The organism is Streptomyces longwoodensis (assembly GCF_001514125.1).
Classification (GTDB): Bacteria; Actinomycetota; Actinomycetes; order Streptomycetales; family Streptomycetaceae; genus Streptomyces; species Streptomyces longwoodensis.
Window position 1 is genome coordinate 444,111 of the sequence record NZ_KQ948551.1, and the last position, 17,223, is coordinate 461,333.

Genomic DNA, 17,223 nt, shown 5'->3' on the forward strand with positions numbered 1-17,223 from the left:
GACGAGGTCGTGTGTGCCGTGCGCGGGCTGACCAAGACCTACCCCGCGGTGCGCGGCCGGCGCGGCACCCCGGCCACCCCGGAGGTACGGGCCACCGACGACGTACGGCTGGACATCCGGCGCGGTGAGATCTTCGGGCTGCTCGGGCCGAACGGGGCCGGCAAGTCCACCCTCGTCCGCCAGCTCACCGGGCTGATGCGGCCGGACACCGGCAGCGTGGAGATCCTCGGGCACGACATCGTGCGGCACCCGGAGCGGGCCGCGCGGATCCTCGCCTACCTGGGGCAGGAGTCCACCGCCCTGGACGAGCTCACCGTGTCCCTGGCCGCCGAGACCACCGGCCGGCTGCGCGGGCTCGACGTGCGCCGGGCGCGGGCCGAGCGGGACGCGGTGCTGGAGGAGCTGGGGCTCACGCCGATCGCCGGGCGCCCGCTGAAGAAGCTCTCCGGCGGACAGCGGCGGCTGGCGTGCTTCGCCGCCGCGCTGGTCGGCGAGCGGTCCCTGCTGGTCCTGGACGAGCCGACCACGGGCATGGACCCGGTGGCCCGGCGGGCCGTGTGGTCGGCCGTCGACCGGCGGCGGGCCGAGCGCGGCACCACCGTGCTGCTGGTCACCCACAACGTCATCGAGGCCGAGACGGTCCTCGACCGGGTCGCCGTCCTCGACCAGGGCCGGATCATCGCCTGCGACACCCCGACCGGCCTCAAGGAGCAGGTCGCGGGCGAGGTGCGGGTGGAACTGGTGTGGCGGGAGCGGGCCCCGCTGGACGTGCCGGAGGTCGCGGCGCTGCGCGAGCGCGCCGCGGAGTCCGGGCGCCGCTGGACGCTCCGGCTGGCCCCCGAGGAGGCCCGCGCGGTCGTCGCCACGGTCACCGGTGGCGCGGCCTTCGCCGCCCTCGACGACTTCACACTGGCCACACCGAGCCTGGAGGACGTCTACCTCGCCCTGGGCGGGGCGGCCCGCCAGGGGCTGGTGCGGACATGAACGCGGCACGGGTGAGCCGACCGGGGGTGCGGTCCGTATGGTCCTGGAGAGCGGTAGGGAAAGGGAGCAGCGCCAGGTGAGTGTCGTACCTGCCGAGGTCCTGTCGGGCGGCGCGCCGGCCGTGGACGAGCCGGTCCGGCACGCGGCCGAGCTCGGGCCGCGCGCACGGCTGTGGCCGTCGCTGGTGGCCGTGTACCGGGCGCAGCTCTCGCGTGCGCGGGTGGCGCGCATCCCGCTGCTGTTCGTGGCGACCTTCCAGTCCGTCGGCATCCTCGTCATGATGCGCGGGGTGGTCGAGGGCGGCCGCGAGGCGGAGTCCGTCGTCGCCGGGTCCGCCGTGCTGGTGGTGGCCTTCGTCGCGCTCAACCTGCTCGCGCAGTACTTCGGGCAGCTGCGGGCGAGCGGCGGTCTCGACCACTACGCCACGCTGCCCGTGCCACCGGCCGCCGTGGTGCTGGGGGCGGCAGGCGCCTACGCCTCCTTCACCGTGCCCGGGACCGTGGTGACCGCGGTGTTCGGCTGCGTGCTGTTCGGGCTGCCGGTGACCCACCTGTGGGTGCTGGCGGCGGTGATCCCGCTCGCCGGGGCCGCGCTGGCCGGGCTCGGCGCCGCCTGCGGGCTGCTCGCGCCGCGGCCGGAGCTCGCCACGCTGCTCGGCCAGCTGGGCATGTCGGCGGCGCTGCTGCTGGGCGTGCTGCCGCCCGACCGGATGCCGGAGCCGGTGCGCTTCCTGCGCGACCTGCTGCCGTCGACGTACGGCGTGGAGGCGCTCGCACGGACGTTCGGCAAGGGTCCCGACTGGGCGTACGTCGGGGTGGACCTCGCGGTGTGCGCCGCGGTGGGCGTGGTCTCGCTGGCCGTGGCGACCTGGGCGTACCGCCGGGCCGCCGTCCGGTGACGCGCCCCACAGGCGGGCCTGGCACGATGGCAGGGTGACCGCTCCACTGACTCCGCCCCCGCCGCCGCACGATCCCTCCTCGCAGGGCGCGTGGCCGCCCCCGCCGGGGCCGTACGGCTACGGGGCCCAGGTGCCGCACGACGGCGGGCCGCAGGGACCCGGGCTGCTGACCGAGCTGCGGGACGCCGCCGTCGTGACGGTGCTCGTGACCGTCCTCGGGGTGCTCCTCGGGCTGCTGTGGGTGTGGCTCGCGCCGCGGGTGCCGCTGGTCGGGGACGTCGTGGACGGCGGCTGGGTGGTCTACCTCAAGGACACCGAGGGCGAGCAGGCGGTGGGCGCCGACGGAACGTTCACGCTGCTGGGGCTCGGGTTCGGCGCGGTGACCGCGGCGGCGGTGTTCCTGTGGCGGCGCCGCGGGGGCGTGCCGCTGGTGGTGGCGCTGGCCCTCGGCGGGCTGTTCGCCTCGCTGATCGCGTGGCGGATCGGGCTGTGGCTCGGACCCACCGACGACGTCCTGACGCACGCCAAGAGCGTGGGCAAGGGCGTGACCTTCTCCGCGCCGCTGAAGCTGGGCGCCCACGGGGCGCTGCTCGCCTGGTCCATGGCCGCGATGGTGGTCCACCTGGGCCTCACGGCGCTGTTCGGGCCCCGGGACCCGGAGCTGTACGGGACGCCGCCGGCCGGCTGAGCGGGCCCCCGGGGGGCGCCGTCGGCGGGCCGAGCCGGCCCGCCGGGCCGAACGACGGCTACGGGCGCCCGATCGGGGCCAGCGTCGCCCCGGTCAGGGTCGCGAGGTCCGCGGGGGAGAGCTCGACCTCCAGGCCGCGCCGGCCCGCCGAGACGCAGATCGTGGCGTGGCCGCCCGCGGAGGCGTCCAGGACCGTGGGCAGCTTCTTGCGCTGCCCCAGCGGGGAGATGCCGCCGCGCACGTAGCCCGTGGTGCGTTCGGCGAGGGCCGGGTCGGCCATCGCCGCCTTCTTGCCGCCCACCGCCGCCGCCAGGGCCTTGAGGTCGAGCTGGCCCGCGACCGGGACCACCGCCACGGTCAGCGCGCCGTCGACGTCCGCGACGAGGGTCTTGAAGACGCGCTCGGGGGAGACGCCCATGGCCTCGGCCGCCTCCTCGCCGTAGGACGGGTGGTTCGGGTCGTGGTCGTAGGCGTGGACCGTGAAGTCCACGCCCGCCGCCGTCAGCGCCACCGTCGCGGGCGTACCGCCCGCCTGCTGCTGCTTCCTCGACTTCTTCGCCACGGGTCGGTGTGCCTCAGTTCAGACTGGTCGGGCCGCGCGTCAGGTCCGACGCCGGCAGGGACGGCAGACTACGGAGGATGGCCGTCTCCGCGCGAAGGAGTTTCAGCTCGTCGCGCAGGCGGGACGCGGTGTCGGGGGCCTGGAGCAGGCGCTGCTTGGTGGGGGTGTCGAGCAGCATCGCCGCCGCCACCAGGTAGGAGACGACCGCGGGCTCGTCGGGCAGCTCCGTGCCGGTGGACAGGGAGCGTTCCCGGGCGCCGGCCAGGCGCTTCTGGTACTGGCGGAACGCCCGCAGCACCCCCTCGGCCAGCGGGCCGGCCTCGTCGCCCGGCTCCTCCGCCAGCTCCTCCAGCTCGGCCGTGAGGAACGGGCCGGAGGTGTCCAGCGACAGCAGCCTGACCCGGGTCGTGCCGGTCGCCAGGACCTCGAAGGAGCCGTCGGCGCGCTCGCGGATCGTCGCCGCGTCGGCCACGCAGCCCACCCCGTGGAAGGCCTTGAGCGGGTCGGTGCCGAAGCCCGCCGACGGGCCGCGCTGCGGCAGGGCCGTGAGGTCGGGCATCCCCGGTTCGCTGGGCGCGACCTCGTGGCCGTCGCGGATCGCCACGACGGCGAACCGGCGCGGTTCCTCCTCGGGGGTCTTCAGCAACTCGCGCATCATGGCGCGGTAGCGCTCCTCGAAGACGTTCAGCGGAAGCACCAACCCCGGGAACAGCACCGAGTTCAGGGGGAAGAGCGGGAGACGGACGGTGGTCACGAACCCAGAGCCTAATGGTCTTCGCAGGGCCCGCGTCCGCCGTGGTCACCACGGGCGGCCCACTCGGGCGCCGCGGGCGCCCCCCGGCGGATCCGGTCCCGCACCGCGAGGAAGTGGCCGAGGGGGTCGTCGGAGAGCTGGTCCCAGGGGAACGACGTGGCGTAGGGGCCCAGCTGGCGCAGCTGGTCCAGGGCCTCGTCGAGCCGGCGCAGGCGCTTGAGCACGTACGCCAGGACGTTGCGGATCTCGGCCGGCCAGGGGTCGGACACCGGCAGGCGGGCGGACAGGGCGAGCGCCCGGTCGGCCGCCGCGTCGAGCCGCTCGCGCGGCACGTCCGGGCCGCAGCCGTCGGTGAGGTACGCGAACGCGGCCTGCAAGGGCAGCGCCTGGACCAGGGAGTCCCCGGGCGCGTCCTGCGCGGCCCGGTCGGCGAAGTCGAAGCACTCGCGGGTCGCGCCGTGCCAGGACGCGGCGAGGTAGCGCAGCGCGGCCACGTGGCAGCCGTAGTGGTGCGGGGAGCGGCGCACCGCCGCCTCCCACAGCTCGCTGAAGTACTTGTGCCCGGCGCGGGAGCCGCGCGCGTGGTCCAGCGCGATCCGCCACGGCACCGGGTCGGGCACGTGCGCCTGCGCCGCGGCGGTGACCAGCGGGCTGACCTCGCGCAGCAGCTCGGTGCGGGCGGGGGAGCGCCAGGCGCGGTGCACGGCGAGCTGGGCGGCGACCAGCAGGACGTCCGGATCGCGCGGCGCGTCGGCGCGCCACCGCTCGAACCAGTCCGGGCGGGCGTGCGCGAAGGACGCCAGCCGGACGACGTAGCCGTCGCGGTGCTCCCACTCGTCGCGCACGCGGGTGCCGGCCAGCAGCTCGGCGGCGGCGTCGTACTCGTCCCGCCCGGCGGCGACCAGCGCGGGGCCCAGCCGGTCGTCGGGCGCGTCGAGCAGGACCTCGTCGTCGGCGGGCAGGCCGGCGGCGGTGTGCGGGGCGACGTTCCGGGCGCTCCGGGACGCGGGCGTCCGGGAGCCTCGGATGAACGGGGGCAGCAGAGCCATGGTGTCGTCCATTGAAAAGCCGCAGGTCGTGGCTGCGCCAGAGGGAACGGTCAAGCCGGGGAAAGTTGTACGTCCCGAAGTCAAGGAGAAGTAAAAGGTGAGACTTCAACAAGAACAAGCGTTCCCCTGACCGCGCACCAGCACCATCCGGAACACCCGCACCACCATCCGCACCACCCGCACGGTCAGCTCCGGCGCAGCAGCCGGGTCGCACCCGCCGCCACCGCCGTGGCCAGCACCCAGCCGAGCAGCACCAGGGCCACCGACAGCCACTGCCAGCCGTCGCGCAGCTGCCACTGGCCGCTCTGCCCGAAGTCGATCACCGGCAGCAGCAGGTCGAGCGCGTACAGGGCCGGGTCCCAGTACGGGTGGCGGCCCGTGTCGACCGGGCGGTGCCCGGCCTGCGCGAAGGCCAGCGAGCCCGCCGCCCACAGCACCGCCATCCACAGGGCCGCCCGGCCCGGCCGGTACCCGTACGCGACCGTCCAGTCCTGCGCGTACCCCCACAGCTTTGCGGCCGGCGGCAGGGTCTCCCGGCGGTGGCGCTGCTTGGCGAGCAGCACCTCACGCGCGCCCTCGTCCTCGCCGCTCGCCCGCAGCACCGCGGCCAGCCGCTCGTACGGCTCCGGCTGGTACTCGGCGGTCGCCGCGGACACCCAGCGCAGCCGCTCCTCCAGCGGGAACGGACCCCGCGGCACCAGGTTCTCGTAGGTGAAGCCGCTCATGTGCAGGCTCCCCGGGCCCGGCCAGGCGGCCGCCCGGTCCACCAGGTTGACCACCCGCGCCCCCGACAGCACGACCCGCCCGCGCGCCGGACGCTCCCCGAGGAAGCGCAGCTCGGGCGTCTGCACCCGGCGCAGGGATATCTCCTGGTCGTCGGTGAGGGTGAACCGGGCGTCCTGGAAGTCGACGGCGTCCCCGAACCGCCCGTCGTCCAGCCGCGCCCCGCCCCGGCACTCGAAGCGCTGGACGCGCGTGCCCCGCGCGGGGGTCGCCCCGCTCGGCGTGCCCCCGCCGAGCCCGGCCGGGGTCAGGTACAGGGTGCGCTCCACGGTCAGCTGGGGCGCGTTCAGCGCGAGCCGGGCGTCCGGGTTGGCCAGCCGCGCCCCGCGCAGGCTCAGCGACACCCCGACCCTGGCGCTGCGCAGGCTGAGCTCGCCGTAGGACTCCAGCAGCTCGGCCTGGAGGTCCTGGCCGACGCTCAGGCCGTCGCCGGCGATCGAGCGGCCGGTGCGGTCCTGGTGCACCACGGCCTGGTTCAGCATCAGGTCGGTGCCGATGTGCGCGTCGGTCAGCCGGACCCCGCGCAGGAACCGGCAGCGCGGCAGGTGCAGGTCGCCCTCGGTGTGCACCCGGGCCGCCTCCAGGCGCGGCACCGCGCAGTCCTCCAGCCGCACCGTGGTCAGCCGGGCCTCCGGCAGCAGCACGTCCCGCTCGAACCGGCAGCGCCGCATCTCCACGTACGGCACCACCGTGCCGCCCGACAGGTCCAGCGAGCCGCTCAGCCGCACGCCGGCCAGCTTCAGCGAGCACACCCGCCCGGTGAGCGGCGGCGGGCCGTCCAGCAGCAGCCAGGCCACGACGCGGGCCCGCACGGTGCGCTCCGGGCCCCACGGGTGCCCGCCGTGCGGGTCGTCCACCAGCGCGTCCCCGCTGCTCAGGTCGTACACGCTGCCGTCGCGGAAGGCCTGCCACATCCCGGCCTCGACGACGGTCAGGTCGTCCGGCAGGTCCCCAGCGCGCCGACGGCTCCCCTCGTCCACCACGCCGCCACCTCCGTCCCGCGCGGCACATCAACTCCTCGCACACCTGTTCATGCCCGCTGTGTGACGAACCAACCACGGAACGTGAGGGAGATTTACGCAACGTGACCGCCTGCCCGTCGTGAGGCCGGTGGACGTTCTGTATCAGCCATTGATACGCGCGGACGGCACGTCGGCGGGGTCTGAGAGAATTGGGACCGTGATCTCCCGAATCGATCTGCGCGGCGACGCCCTCCCCGAGGGCCCCGCCCTGCGCGACCTGCTGCCCCGAGCCGACTTCGACGTCTCGGCCGCCCTGGAGAAGGTGCGTCCGATCTGCGAGGCCGTGCACCATCGGGGCGACGCGGCGCTGATCGACTTCGCCGAGAAGTTCGACGGCGTCCGCCTCGACCAGGTCCGGGTCCCGGCCGCGGCCCTCACCCGCGCCCTGGACGAGCTCGACCCGGCCGTGCGCGCGGCCCTGGAGGAGTCGATCCGCCGCGCCCGCCTCGTGCACCGCGCCCAGCGCCGCACCGACCACACCACCCAGGTCGTGCCCGGCGGCACGGTGACCGAGAAGTGGGTGCCGGTCGAGCGCGTCGGGCTGTACGCCCCCGGCGGCCGGTCGGTGTACCCGTCGTCCGTGGTGATGAACGTCGTCCCGGCCCAGGAGGCCGGCGTCCCGTCGATCGCGCTCGCCTCGCCCGCCCAGGCCGAGTTCGGCGGGCTGCCCCACCCGACGATCCTCGCCGCGTGCGCGCTGCTCGGCGTGGACGAGGTCTACGCGGCCGGCGGCGCGACCGCCGTCGCGATGTTCGCCTACGGCACCGAGTCCTGCCCGCCCGCGAACATGGTCACCGGGCCGGGCAACATCTGGGTCGCCGCCGCCAAGCGCTACTTCACCGGCCGGATCGGCATCGACGCCGAGGCCGGCCCGACCGAGATCGCGGTCCTCGCCGACGCCACCGCCGACCCGGTGCACGTCGCCTCCGACCTGATCAGCCAGGCCGAGCACGACCCGCTGGCCGCCGCCGTCCTGGTCACCGACTCCGTCGAGCTCGCCGACGCGGTCGAGAAGGAGCTGGAGCCGCAGGTCGCGGCCACCCGGCACGTCGACGACCGGATCGTGCCCGCCCTGACCGGCCGGCAGTCCGCGATCGTCCTGGTCGACGGCCTCGACGAGGGCCTCAGGGTGGTCGACGCCTACGGCGCCGAGCACCTGGAGATCCAGACCGCCGACGCCGCCGCCGTCGCCGACCGCGTGCGCAACGCGGGCGCGGTCTTCGTCGGCCCCTGGGCGCCGGTGTCCCTCGGCGACTACGCCGCCGGGTCCAACCACGTGCTGCCCACCGGCGGCTGCGCCTGCCACTCCTCGGGCCTGTCCGTGCAGTCCTTCCTGCGCGGCATCCACGTCGTGGACTACACGAAGGACGCGCTGGCGGACGTCGCGCACCACGTGGTCACGCTGGCGGAGGCGGAGGACCTGCCCGCGCACGGCGCGGCGATCAAGGCGAGGTTCGGCTGGAAGGTGCCGGAGAGCAAGTGAGCGACGTGAGGATCGACGATCTGCCCGTACGGGACGAGCTGCGCGGCACGTCCCCCTACGGAGCGCCCCAGCTGGACGTGCCCGTACGGCTGAACACCAACGAGAACCCCTACCCGCTGCCCGAGCCGCTGGTCGAGCGGATCGCGGAGCGCGTGCGCGAGGCGGCCCGCCACCTCAACCGCTACCCGGACCGCGACGCCGTCGAGCTGCGCGCCCGGCTCGCCGAGTACCTGACCCGCACCTCGGGCCACGCGGTGGGCCTCGGCAACGTCTGGGCGGCCAACGGCTCCAACGAGGTCATCCAGCAGCTGCTGCAGACCTTCGGCGGACCGGGACGCACGGCGATCGGCTTCGAGCCGTCGTACTCGATGCACGCGCTCATCGCGCGCGGCACCGGCACCGGCTGGATCTCCGGGCCGCGCGGCGAGGACTTCACCATCGACCTCGCCGCCGCGCGCGAGGCGATCGCCGAGCACCGCCCGGACGTCGTCTTCGTCACCACCCCCAACAACCCGACCGGGACGGCCGTCCCGCCGGAGACCGTGACGGCGCTGTACGAGGCGGCGCAGGCCGCCAAGCCGTCGATGGTGATCGTCGACGAGGCGTACATCGAGTTCAGCCACGGCGCCTCGCTGCTGCCGCTGCTCGAGGGCCGCCCGCACCTGGTGGTCTCGCGGACCATGTCGAAGGCGTTCGGCGCGGCCGGCCTGCGCCTCGGCTACCTCGCCGCGCACCCGGCCGTCGTGGACGCCGTCCAGCTGGTACGGCTGCCGTACCACCTGTCGGCCGTCACCCAGGCGACCGCGCTGGCCGCGCTGGAGCACACCGACACCCTGCTCGGCTACGTCGAGCAGCTGAAGACCGAGCGGGACCGGCTGGTGACCGAACTGCGGGCGATCGGCTACGAGGTGACCGCCTCCGACGCCAACTTCGTCCAGTTCGGCCGCTTCGCCGACGCGCACGCGGTCTGGCAGCAGATCCTCGACCGGGGCGTCCTCGTCCGGGACAACGGCGTCCCCGGCTGGCTGAGGGTCACCGCCGGCACCCCGCAGGAGAACGACGCGTTCCTCGACGCGGTCCGTGAACTGAAGAAGGAGCAGAGCGCATGAACCGCGTGGGACGCGTGGAGCGGGTCACCAAGGAGACGTCGGTGCTCGTCGAGATCGACCTCGACGGCAGCGGCAAGGTCGACGTGGCGACCGGGGTCGGCTTCTACGACCACATGCTCGACCAGCTCGGCCGGCACGGCCTGTTCGACCTCACCGTGAAGACCGAGGGCGACCTGCACATCGACTCGCACCACACCATCGAGGACACCGCCCTCGCGCTGGGCGCCGCCTTCAAGCAGGCCCTCGGCGACAAGGTGGGCATCTACCGCTTCGGCAACTGCACGGTCCCGCTGGACGAGTCGCTCGCCCAGGTCACCGTCGACCTGTCCGGCCGCCCCTACCTCGTGCACACCGAGCCCGAGAACATGGCGCCCATGATCGGCGAGTACGACACCACCATGACCCGGCACATCCTGGAGTCCTTCGTGGCCCAGGCGCAGATCGCCCTGCACGTCCACGTGCCCTACGGGCGCAACGCGCACCACATCGTGGAGTGCCAGTTCAAGGCCCTGGCCCGCGCCCTGCGCTACGCCAGCGAACGCGACCCGCGCGCGGCGGGCATCCTCCCCTCCACGAAGGGCGCGCTGTGAACGGCCTGTCGACCCTGCTCATCGTCGTCGGGCTGTTCCTGGCCGGCGGCATCTACTCCTTCGTCAAGCAGGACATGCCGCGCAGCCTGATCGTGCTGCTCTCCATCGGCGCCGGGATGTGCCTGCTGGCGGGCGTCATGCGGCTGGAGGTGTGGAACTGATGAGCACGCCGAAGAAGGTCGTCGTCTTCGACTACGGCTTCGGCAACGTCCGCTCCGCCGAGCGCGCCCTCGCGCGCGCCGGGGCCGACGTCGAGATCACCCGCGACTTCGACCGGGCGATGAACGCCGACGGCCTGCTGGTGCCCGGCGTCGGCGCGTTCGCCGCCTGCATGCGGGGCCTGCGGGAGGCGCGGGGCGACTGGATCGTCGACCGCCGGCTGTCCGGCGGGCGGCCCGTCATGGGCATCTGCGTCGGCATGCAGATCCTCTTCGCGCGTGGCATCGAGCACGGCGTGGAGACGGAGGGCCTCGCCGAGTGGCCCGGCACCGTCGGGCCGCTGAAGGCCGACGTCGTGCCCCACATGGGCTGGAACACCGTGGACGCCCCGGCCGGCTCCGAGCTGTTCGCCGGCCTGGACGCGGACGCCCGCTTCTACTTCGTGCACTCCTACGCCGTCCACGACTGGAGCCTGGAGACGCACAACCCGCTCCTGACGGCACCCCGGGTGACCTGGTCGACGCACGGCGAGCCGTTCGTGGCCGCCGTGGAGAACGGCGCCCTGTGGGCCACGCAGTTCCACCCCGAGAAGTCCGGCGACGCCGGAGCCCAGCTCCTCACCAACTGGATCGGAACCCTGTGACCGCCTCGTCCGCACACGCGCTCGAACTCCTCCCCGCCGTCGACGTCCGCGACGGCCAGGCCGTCCGCCTCGTCCACGGCGAGTCCGGCACGGAGACCTCCTACGGCTCCCCGCTGGAGGCCGCCCTCGCCTGGCAGCGCTCGGGCGCCGAGTGGCTGCACCTGGTCGACCTGGACGCCGCGTTCGGCACCGGCGACAACCGCGAGCTGATCGCCGAGGTCGCCCGCGCCATGGACATCAAGGTGGAGCTGTCCGGCGGCATCCGCGACGACGACACCCTCGCCGCCGCCCTGGCCACCGGCTGCACCCGCGTCAACCTCGGCACGGCCGCCCTGGAGACCCCCGAGTGGGTCGCCGAGGTCATCGCCCGGCACGGCGACAAGATCGCCGTCGGCCTCGACGTGCGCGGCACCACCCTGCGCGGCCGCGGGTGGACCCGCGACGGCGGCGACCTCTACGAGACGCTGGAGCGCCTCGACAAGGAGGGCTGCGCCCGCTACGTCGTCACCGACATCGCCAAGGACGGCACGCTCCAGGGCCCCAACCTGGAGCTGCTCAAGAACGTCTGCGCGGCGACCGACCGCCCCGTCGTGGCCTCCGGCGGCGTGTCGTCCCTGGACGACCTGCGCGCCCTGGCCGGCCTGGTCCCGCTCGGTGTCGAGGGTGCCATCGTCGGGAAGGCGCTGTACGCGAAGGCGTTCACCCTGGAAGAGGCCTTGGAGGCTGTGTCGTCATGACGTCGGGAGCCGTACGGCGCGTGCAGAGCGGAAGTCCCTGGGAAGAGTCCTTCGGTTTCGCCCGCGCCGTCGCGGCCGGCGACCGTGTGCTGGTGGCGGGCACCACGTCCTTCAGGGGCAGCGTGCTGTACGGGGAGGGCGACCCCTACGAGCAGGCGAAGGCCGCGTTCACCGGCGCACTGGAGGCGATCGCCGAGTTCGGGCTGGGCCCGGAGTCGGTGATCAGGACCCGGATGTACCTCTCGCACGCGCGTGACGTGGACGAGGTGGGCCGGGCCCACAAGGAGCTGTTCGACCGGGTGCGCCCGGCCTCGACCCTGGTGGTCGTGGAGGGCTTCGTGGACCCGCGGATCCTGGTCGAAGTGGAACTCGAAGCATTCAGAGGCTGAAAGGCCGGTTGAGGAGCCGTGGATTCATGACCCTGGCGGTCCGAGTCATCCCCTGCCTGGACGTGGACGGCGGCCGGGTCGTCAAGGGCGTCAACTTCCAGAACCTGCGCGACGCGGGCGACCCCGTCGAGATGGCGAAGGTCTACGACGCCGAGGGCGCCGACGAGCTGACGTTCCTGGACATCACCGCCTCGTCGGGCAACCGCGAGACCACCTACGACGTGGTGCGCCGCACCGCCGAGCAGGTGTTCATCCCGCTGACCGTCGGCGGCGGCGTGCGCAGCGCCGAGGACGTCGACAAGCTGCTGCGCGCCGGCGCCGACAAGGTGGGCGTCAACACCGCCGCGATCGCGCGGCCCGAGCTGATCCGCGAGATCGCCGAGCGGTTCGGCAGCCAGGTGCTGGTGCTGTCGGTGGACGCCCGCCGCACGGAGGCCGGCACCTTCGAGGTGACCACGCACGGCGGCCGCCGGGGCACCGGCATCGACGCCGTCGAGTGGGCGCACCGGGCGGCCGAGCTGGGCGCCGGCGAGATCCTGCTGAACTCCATGGACGCCGACGGCACCAAGGACGGCTACGACCTGGAGATGATCGCCGCCGTCCGCAAGCACGTCACGGTCCCGGTGATCGCCTCCGGCGGCGCCGGCCGGCTCGCCGACTTCGCCCCGGCGGTGGAGGCGGGCGCGGACGCCGTGCTCGCCGCGTCCGTGTTCCACTTCGGCGACCTGCGCATCGGCGAGGTCAAGCAGGCCCTCGGCGCGGCCGGCCACCCGGTGCGCTGACCGCTTCCCGCGCCCCCCGGACGTGACCGGGGGGACGGGGGCGGCCCGCAGCGCGTCAGATCCCGAGCTGCTTGCCCGCGCGCAGCTGCTCGATGGCGTTCTCCTCGCCCTCCAGGTCCACCGTGGCCGCGCTCTGCCGGCCGTACAGGAACAGCAGCAGCTCGGACGGCTCGCCCGTCGCCGTCACCACCGGCGTGCCCCGGTTGGCGACCACCGTGCGGCCGTCCGGGCGCCGCAGCACCAGGCCGGTGGCCGCGCCGCGGCCGGTCAGCCGGGCCGTGCGCTCCAGCCGCGACCACAGGGCGTCCTGGAACACCGGGTCCAGCGGGCGCGGCGACCAGTCCGGCTGGGCCCGGCGCACGTCCTCGGTGTGGACGTAGAACTCGATGATGTTGGACGCCTCGTCGATCTGCTTGAGCTGGAAGGGTGAGAAGCGCGGCGGGCCGGTGCGGATGAGCTGGATCAGCTCCTCGTACGGCTTGGCCGCGAACTCCTCCATCACCCGGTCCAGGCGGGAGGCGAGCTGCTTGATCAGGATGCCCCCGGCCGCGTCCGGGCGCCGCTCCCGCACCACCACGTGCGCGGCCAGGTCGCGGGCGGCCCAGCCCTCGCAGAGCGTCGGGGCGTCGGGGCCGGCGGTTTCCAAGAGGTCGGCGAGCAGGAGCCGTTCACGCTTGGCGAAGGTCGACATGGAGCCAGCCTACGACCAGCCCGCGGACGCGGCACCGGTGTCGTCACCTGCGCGCGGCACAATGGCACCCATGACCAGCACCGACCGGCCCAGCGGCCTCGACCCGGAGATCGCGGCGCGCCTCAAGCGCAGCCCCGACGGCCTCCTGCCCGCCATCGCCCAGCAGTACGACACCGGTGAGGTGCTGATGCTCGGCTGGATGGACGACGAGGCGCTGCACCGCACCCTCACCACCGGCCGCTGCACCTACTGGTCGCGCAGCCGCCAGGAGTACTGGGTCAAGGGCGACACCTCCGGGCACGTCCAGTGGGTGAAGTCCGTCGCCCTGGACTGCGACGCCGACACCGTGCTCGTGCGGGTCGACCAGGTCGGGGCCGCCTGCCACACCGGCGCGCGCACCTGCTTCGACACCGACGTGCTGCTCGCGGACGCCGGTTCGGGCGCCGCGGCCCGGGGTCAGTAGGGTCGGCCGTCATGGACCTCGAGACGTTCCGCAAGCTGGCCGCCGACCGGCGCGTGATCCCGGTCACCCGCAAGCTCCTCGCCGACGGCGACACCCCGGTCGCCCTGTACCGCAAGCTCGCCGCCGAGCGCCCCGGCACCTTCCTGCTGGAGTCCGCCGAGAACGGCCGCACTGCGTATCTGTGGTCCCGGTACTCCTTCGTCGGCGTCCGCTCCGCCGCGACGCTCACCTCCCGCGACGGCCAGGCCGCCTGGCTCGGCACCCCGCCGGTCGGCGTCCCCACCGACGGCGACCCGCTCGCCGCCCTGCGCGCCACCCTCCAGGCCCTGCACACCCCCCACCAGGAGGGCCTGCCGCCCTTCACCGGCGGCCTGGTCGGCTACCTGGGCTACGACATCGTCCGCCGCCTGGAGAAGATCGGCCCCGGCGAGCGCGACGACCTGCGGCTGCCCGAGCTGACCATGCTCCTCACCAGCGACCTCGCGGTGATGGACCACTGGGAGGGCTCGGTCCTGCTGATCGCCAACGCGATCAACCACAACGACCTCGACACCGGCGTGGACGAGGCGTACGCCGACGCGGTGGCCCGCCTGGACGCCATGGAGGCGGACCTCTCGCGCGCCGTCCCCCAGCCGCCGGCCGTCCTGCCGCCCTCCGAGCTGCCGGAGTACACCGCGCGCTGGGGCGGCCCCGACTTCCAGCGCGCCGTCGAGGACGTCAAGGAGCGCATCCGCGCGGGCGAGGCCTTCCAGGTCGTGCCCTCGCAGCGCTTCGAGACCCCGTGCACGGCGAGCGCCCTGGACGTCTACCGGGTGCTGCGGGCCACCAACCCCTCGCCGTACATGTACCTGTTCCGCTTCGACGGGTTCGACGTCGTCGGCTCGTCCCCCGAGGCCCTGGTCAAGGTCGAGGACGGGCGGGCCATGGTCCACCCCATCGCCGGCACCCGGCACCGCGGGGCGACGCCGCAGGAGGACCAGGCCCTCGCCGAGGAGCTGCTCGCCGACCCCAAGGAGCGCGCCGAGCACCTCATGCTGGTCGACCTCGGCCGCAACGACCTCGGCCGGGTCTGCGAGCCGGGCTCGGTGGAGGTCGTGGACTTCATGTCCGTCGAGCGGTACTCCCACGTGATGCACATCGTCTCCACGGTCACCGGCACGGTCGCCGCGGGCCGCACCGCCTTCGACGTGCTCACCGCCTGCTTCCCGGCGGGCACCCTCTCCGGCGCCCCCAAGCCCCGCGCGATGCAGATCATCGACGAACTCGAACCGTCCCGGCGCGGCCTGTACGGCGGCTGCGTCGGCTACCTCGACTTCGCCGGCGACTCCGACACCGCCATCGCCATCCGCACCGCCCTGCTGCGCGACGGCACCGCCTACGTGCAGGCGGGCGCGGGCGTGGTCGCCGACTCCGACCCGGTCGCCGAGGACCAGGAGTGCCGCAATAAGGCGGCCGCGGTCCTGCGGGCGGTCCACACCGCCAACCGCCTCCGCGCGTAGGGCGTGTCTTTCGGATCACCCCGGGGCCGCGGGGCTCGGCACGCACATCTGCCGCGTTGTCGTCGGTTGCCGATGCTCCGCATCGACGCCCTCCTCCGCCTTGCAGCTGCACGCACCGAGCCCCGCTCACCGGTACCGACACGGCACCGCCCCTCCGAATCGGGCTGATCCGAAAGACACGCCCTGGACCCCGCGCGCGATGGGGCGCGTCTCACGCAACCCCGGGTGACCCTTCGCCCGGGGTTCAGGCGACACTGGAGTACGTGACTGCCGTACCGCACCCCCGAACCGAAGCCGCCGGCCCCGCGCGGGCCGGCCGCCGGAGCCTCGCCGTCGCCCTGCTGAGCGGAGCGCTCGGCGCGGCCGTGGCCCTCCTCGCCACCCGGCAGCGCTGGTCCGAGGGCACCGCCACGGTGGCCGGCGGCTCCTTCCCGCTGACCGCCCGCGGGAGCGACGTCACCGGCGTCCCCGCCGCGCTCGCCATAGTGGGCCTGGCCGCGCTGGTCGCGGTGTTCGCCGTCCGCCGGGCCGGCCGCTTCGCGGTCTCCGCGCTGCTCGCGCTCTCCGGCCTCGGCATCGTCACCGCCGCCCTGGTGGGCGCCTCCGACTCCGGCGCGCTCGACGAGAAGGCCGCCCAGGCCTCCGGCGACACCTCCGCCACGGTCGCCTCCTTCAGCCACACCGCGTGGCCGTACGTCGCGGCCGTCGGCGGTCTGCTGATCCTGCTGGCCGGCCTGCTCGCCCTGCGCTACGGCCGCCTGTGGCCGGCCATGTCCGGCCGCTACGAGCGCGGCGGCGCCCCCCGCCCCCGGCGCGCGGCGGCCCTGGCCGACCCCGACCGCCCCGAGGACATCTGGAAGGCCCTGGACCGCGGCGAGGACCCCACGGGCGCCGACCCCGCCTGACCGCCCGCCCGGGTGTGGCGCATCAGACGCCGCCGGGAGGCCACCCCCGCTCATTCCGCGCCCGGGCGTGCGGGACAATGGGAGGGGGTGCCCGGCACGGGTCCGGGCGGGCCCCGCAGGACACAGCGCGTACGACACGTGCGGCACGTTCGACACGTCACAGCAACGAGGAGCATTTCATGGCGGGCAGCAGCCACGGTCACACCCCGGCCGCGTGGACCGGTGTCATCATCGCCTTCATCGGTTTCTGCGTCGCGGGCACGTTCATGGTGGCGGCCCAGCCGGCCGGTTTCTGGGCCGGCATGGTGATCGTGGTGCTCGGTGGTGTGGTCGGCGGGATCATGCGCGCCATGGGCCTCGGCCAGCCGAAGGAGCAGCACCCGGTGCACCAGGTGTCGGCGACGCGCGAGCCGGCCGGCGCCGAGGGCTGAGCTCCCCGTACGCCTGTCCGGGCGGCGGCACGGTGACCCCACCGGCCGCCGCCCGCGCGCGTACCGGCCGGTGCGCGGCACAATGCGAGGCGTGGAAGCAGACCAGCACAGTGTGACCACGGACCCCCGCGCGGCGCGGCTCGCCGTGCCCGCCGGGATCCTCGCGGCGGTCGCCGGGGCCTTCGCCTACGTCGGCACGGTCGACCCCAACACCCCGGGCCACTACCCGCTGTGCCCGCTCTACGCCGTCACGGGCCTGTACTGCCCCGGCTGCGGCGGACTGCGCAGCGCGCACGCGTTCGTGCACGGCGACCTGCTCGGCGCCCTCCAGGACAACGCGGCGGCCGTGCTGGCCTACCTGGGCTTCGCCGTCGTGTGGACCGTCTGGGTGGTCCGCGCCGTCCGCGGCCGGCCGGCCGGCATCCGGCTCGGGACGGCGCAGCTGTGGGCCCTCGGCGCGTTCCTGCTGGTCTTCACGGTTGTCCGGAACCTGCCCTTCGGTGGCTGGCTGCGTCCTTGATCAACACCGGGTGTCCAGGTACTGGGACCCCGGTGACCGGATGCGGGGCCCCGCCCCCGCTCCGGATACCATCGCAGTGACC

Annotated in this window: 21 protein-coding genes; 16 read left to right on the plus strand and 5 right to left on the minus strand. The window is 74.3% G+C overall.

Features of this window, described 5'->3' with window-relative positions; all coding sequences use genetic code 11:
* The first annotated feature begins 9 nt into the window (after positions 1 to 9).
* The 3 genes from AQJ30_RS11000 (at position 10) to AQJ30_RS11010 (ending at position 2,570) form a co-directional block, all read left to right on the plus strand.
* Positions 10 to 984, plus strand: coding sequence for an ABC transporter ATP-binding protein (locus AQJ30_RS11000; RefSeq protein WP_067231900.1), 975 nt, complete (start codon positions 10 to 12; stop codon positions 982 to 984).
* A gap of 76 nt (positions 985 to 1,060) precedes the next feature.
* Positions 1,061 to 1,882 (plus strand): ABC transporter permease, encoded by an 822-nt coding sequence (locus tag AQJ30_RS11005; RefSeq protein WP_067231903.1) that lies wholly within the window; start codon positions 1,061 to 1,063, stop codon positions 1,880 to 1,882.
* 34 nt (positions 1,883 to 1,916) lie between these two features.
* On the plus strand, positions 1,917 to 2,570 hold the full coding sequence (locus AQJ30_RS11010; protein WP_067231905.1) for a DUF2567 domain-containing protein: 654 nt from the start codon (positions 1,917 to 1,919) through the stop codon (positions 2,568 to 2,570).
* 58 nt (positions 2,571 to 2,628) lie between these two features.
* On the opposite strand, the gene ybaK is transcribed toward AQJ30_RS11010, so the two are convergent.
* The 4 genes from ybaK to AQJ30_RS11030 form a co-directional block, all read right to left on the minus strand.
* Positions 2,629 to 3,132, minus strand: coding sequence for a Cys-tRNA(Pro) deacylase (gene ybaK, locus AQJ30_RS11015; protein WP_067231908.1), 504 nt, complete (start codon positions 3,130 to 3,132; stop codon positions 2,629 to 2,631).
* Between the two features lie 13 nt (positions 3,133 to 3,145).
* Positions 3,146 to 3,886 carry an LON peptidase substrate-binding domain-containing protein gene (locus AQJ30_RS11020; protein WP_067231911.1) on the minus strand — a complete coding sequence of 247 codons (741 nt, stop codon included), beginning with the start codon at positions 3,884 to 3,886 and terminating at the stop codon, positions 3,146 to 3,148.
* 11 nt (positions 3,887 to 3,897) lie between these two features.
* Complete coding sequence (locus AQJ30_RS11025) at positions 3,898 to 4,947, minus strand: hypothetical protein (protein WP_211278959.1); 1,050 nt, start codon at positions 4,945 to 4,947, stop codon at positions 3,898 to 3,900.
* 173 nt (positions 4,948 to 5,120) lie between these two features.
* A complete protein-coding gene (locus AQJ30_RS11030; RefSeq protein ID WP_067232662.1) occupies positions 5,121 to 6,698 on the minus strand; it encodes an oxidoreductase in 1,578 nt (525 codons plus the stop codon).
* Between the two features lie 199 nt (positions 6,699 to 6,897).
* Here AQJ30_RS11030 and hisD point away from each other — a divergent pair, with 199 nt between their 5' ends.
* Genes hisD through hisF form a run of 8 tightly spaced genes read left to right on the plus strand, consistent with a single transcriptional unit; the run spans position 6,898 to position 12,632 of the window.
* Positions 6,898 to 8,223, plus strand: coding sequence for a histidinol dehydrogenase (gene hisD, locus AQJ30_RS11035; protein WP_067231914.1), 1,326 nt, complete (start codon positions 6,898 to 6,900; stop codon positions 8,221 to 8,223).
* Positions 8,220 to 9,332 (plus strand): histidinol-phosphate transaminase, encoded by a 1,113-nt coding sequence (locus AQJ30_RS11040; RefSeq protein ID WP_067231917.1) that lies wholly within the window; start codon positions 8,220 to 8,222, stop codon positions 9,330 to 9,332. Before hisD ends, AQJ30_RS11040 begins: the two co-directional genes overlap by 4 nt.
* Complete coding sequence (gene hisB, locus AQJ30_RS11045) at positions 9,329 to 9,922, plus strand: imidazoleglycerol-phosphate dehydratase HisB (RefSeq protein ID WP_037623339.1); 594 nt, start codon at positions 9,329 to 9,331, stop codon at positions 9,920 to 9,922. Before AQJ30_RS11040 ends, hisB begins: the two co-directional genes overlap by 4 nt.
* The gene (locus AQJ30_RS38705) at positions 9,919 to 10,083 is read left to right on the plus strand and encodes a hypothetical protein (protein WP_168218087.1); all 165 of its coding nucleotides are present in this window, start codon (positions 9,919 to 9,921) and stop codon (positions 10,081 to 10,083) included. Before hisB ends, AQJ30_RS38705 begins: the two co-directional genes overlap by 4 nt.
* The gene (hisH, locus tag AQJ30_RS11050; RefSeq protein ID WP_067231919.1) at positions 10,083 to 10,724 is read left to right on the plus strand and encodes an imidazole glycerol phosphate synthase subunit HisH; all 642 of its coding nucleotides are present in this window, start codon (positions 10,083 to 10,085) and stop codon (positions 10,722 to 10,724) included. The genes AQJ30_RS38705 and hisH overlap by 1 nt, the downstream gene beginning before the upstream one ends.
* Positions 10,721 to 11,461 carry a bifunctional 1-(5-phosphoribosyl)-5-((5-phosphoribosylamino)methylideneamino)imidazole-4-carboxamide isomerase/phosphoribosylanthranilate isomerase PriA gene (gene priA, locus AQJ30_RS11055; protein WP_067231923.1) on the plus strand — a complete coding sequence of 247 codons (741 nt, stop codon included), beginning with the start codon at positions 10,721 to 10,723 and terminating at the stop codon, positions 11,459 to 11,461. Before hisH ends, priA begins: the two co-directional genes overlap by 4 nt.
* Complete coding sequence (locus AQJ30_RS11060; protein ID WP_067231926.1) at positions 11,458 to 11,850, plus strand: RidA family protein; 393 nt, start codon at positions 11,458 to 11,460, stop codon at positions 11,848 to 11,850. The genes priA and AQJ30_RS11060 overlap by 4 nt, the downstream gene beginning before the upstream one ends.
* 26 nt (positions 11,851 to 11,876) lie before the next feature.
* Positions 11,877 to 12,632: an imidazole glycerol phosphate synthase subunit HisF gene (hisF, locus tag AQJ30_RS11065; RefSeq protein ID WP_067231927.1), complete on the plus strand. Its 756-nt coding sequence runs from the start codon at positions 11,877 to 11,879 to the stop codon at positions 12,630 to 12,632.
* Between the two features lie 55 nt (positions 12,633 to 12,687).
* Here the strand turns inward: hisF and AQJ30_RS11070 are convergent, their stop codons facing one another.
* Positions 12,688 to 13,323: a TIGR03085 family metal-binding protein gene (locus tag AQJ30_RS11070; RefSeq protein WP_067231929.1), complete on the minus strand. Its 636-nt coding sequence runs from the start codon at positions 13,321 to 13,323 to the stop codon at positions 12,688 to 12,690.
* 61 nt (positions 13,324 to 13,384) lie between these two features.
* Between AQJ30_RS11070 and hisI the strand changes: the two genes are divergently transcribed.
* The 5 genes from hisI to AQJ30_RS11095 all read left to right on the plus strand — a co-directional run bounded on the left by hisI (position 13,385) and on the right by AQJ30_RS11095 (position 17,141).
* Positions 13,385 to 13,786 (plus strand): phosphoribosyl-AMP cyclohydrolase, encoded by a 402-nt coding sequence (gene hisI / locus AQJ30_RS11075; protein ID WP_067231932.1) that lies wholly within the window; start codon positions 13,385 to 13,387, stop codon positions 13,784 to 13,786.
* A gap of 11 nt (positions 13,787 to 13,797) precedes the next feature.
* Positions 13,798 to 15,285: an anthranilate synthase component I gene (locus tag AQJ30_RS11080; protein WP_067231935.1), complete on the plus strand. Its 1,488-nt coding sequence runs from the start codon at positions 13,798 to 13,800 to the stop codon at positions 15,283 to 15,285.
* Between the two features lie 254 nt (positions 15,286 to 15,539).
* On the plus strand, positions 15,540 to 16,190 hold the full coding sequence (locus tag AQJ30_RS11085) for a TIGR02234 family membrane protein (RefSeq protein WP_067232664.1): 651 nt from the start codon (positions 15,540 to 15,542) through the stop codon (positions 16,188 to 16,190).
* Positions 16,191 to 16,369: 179 nt separating this feature from the next.
* Complete coding sequence (locus AQJ30_RS11090; RefSeq protein WP_067231936.1) at positions 16,370 to 16,621, plus strand: HGxxPAAW family protein; 252 nt, start codon at positions 16,370 to 16,372, stop codon at positions 16,619 to 16,621.
* An 82-nt stretch (positions 16,622 to 16,703) separates the two neighbouring features.
* Entirely contained in the window at positions 16,704 to 17,141 is a 438-nt protein-coding gene (locus AQJ30_RS11095) for a DUF2752 domain-containing protein (protein ID WP_067231939.1), read from the plus strand.
* Positions 17,142 to 17,223: the final 82 nt, after the last annotated feature.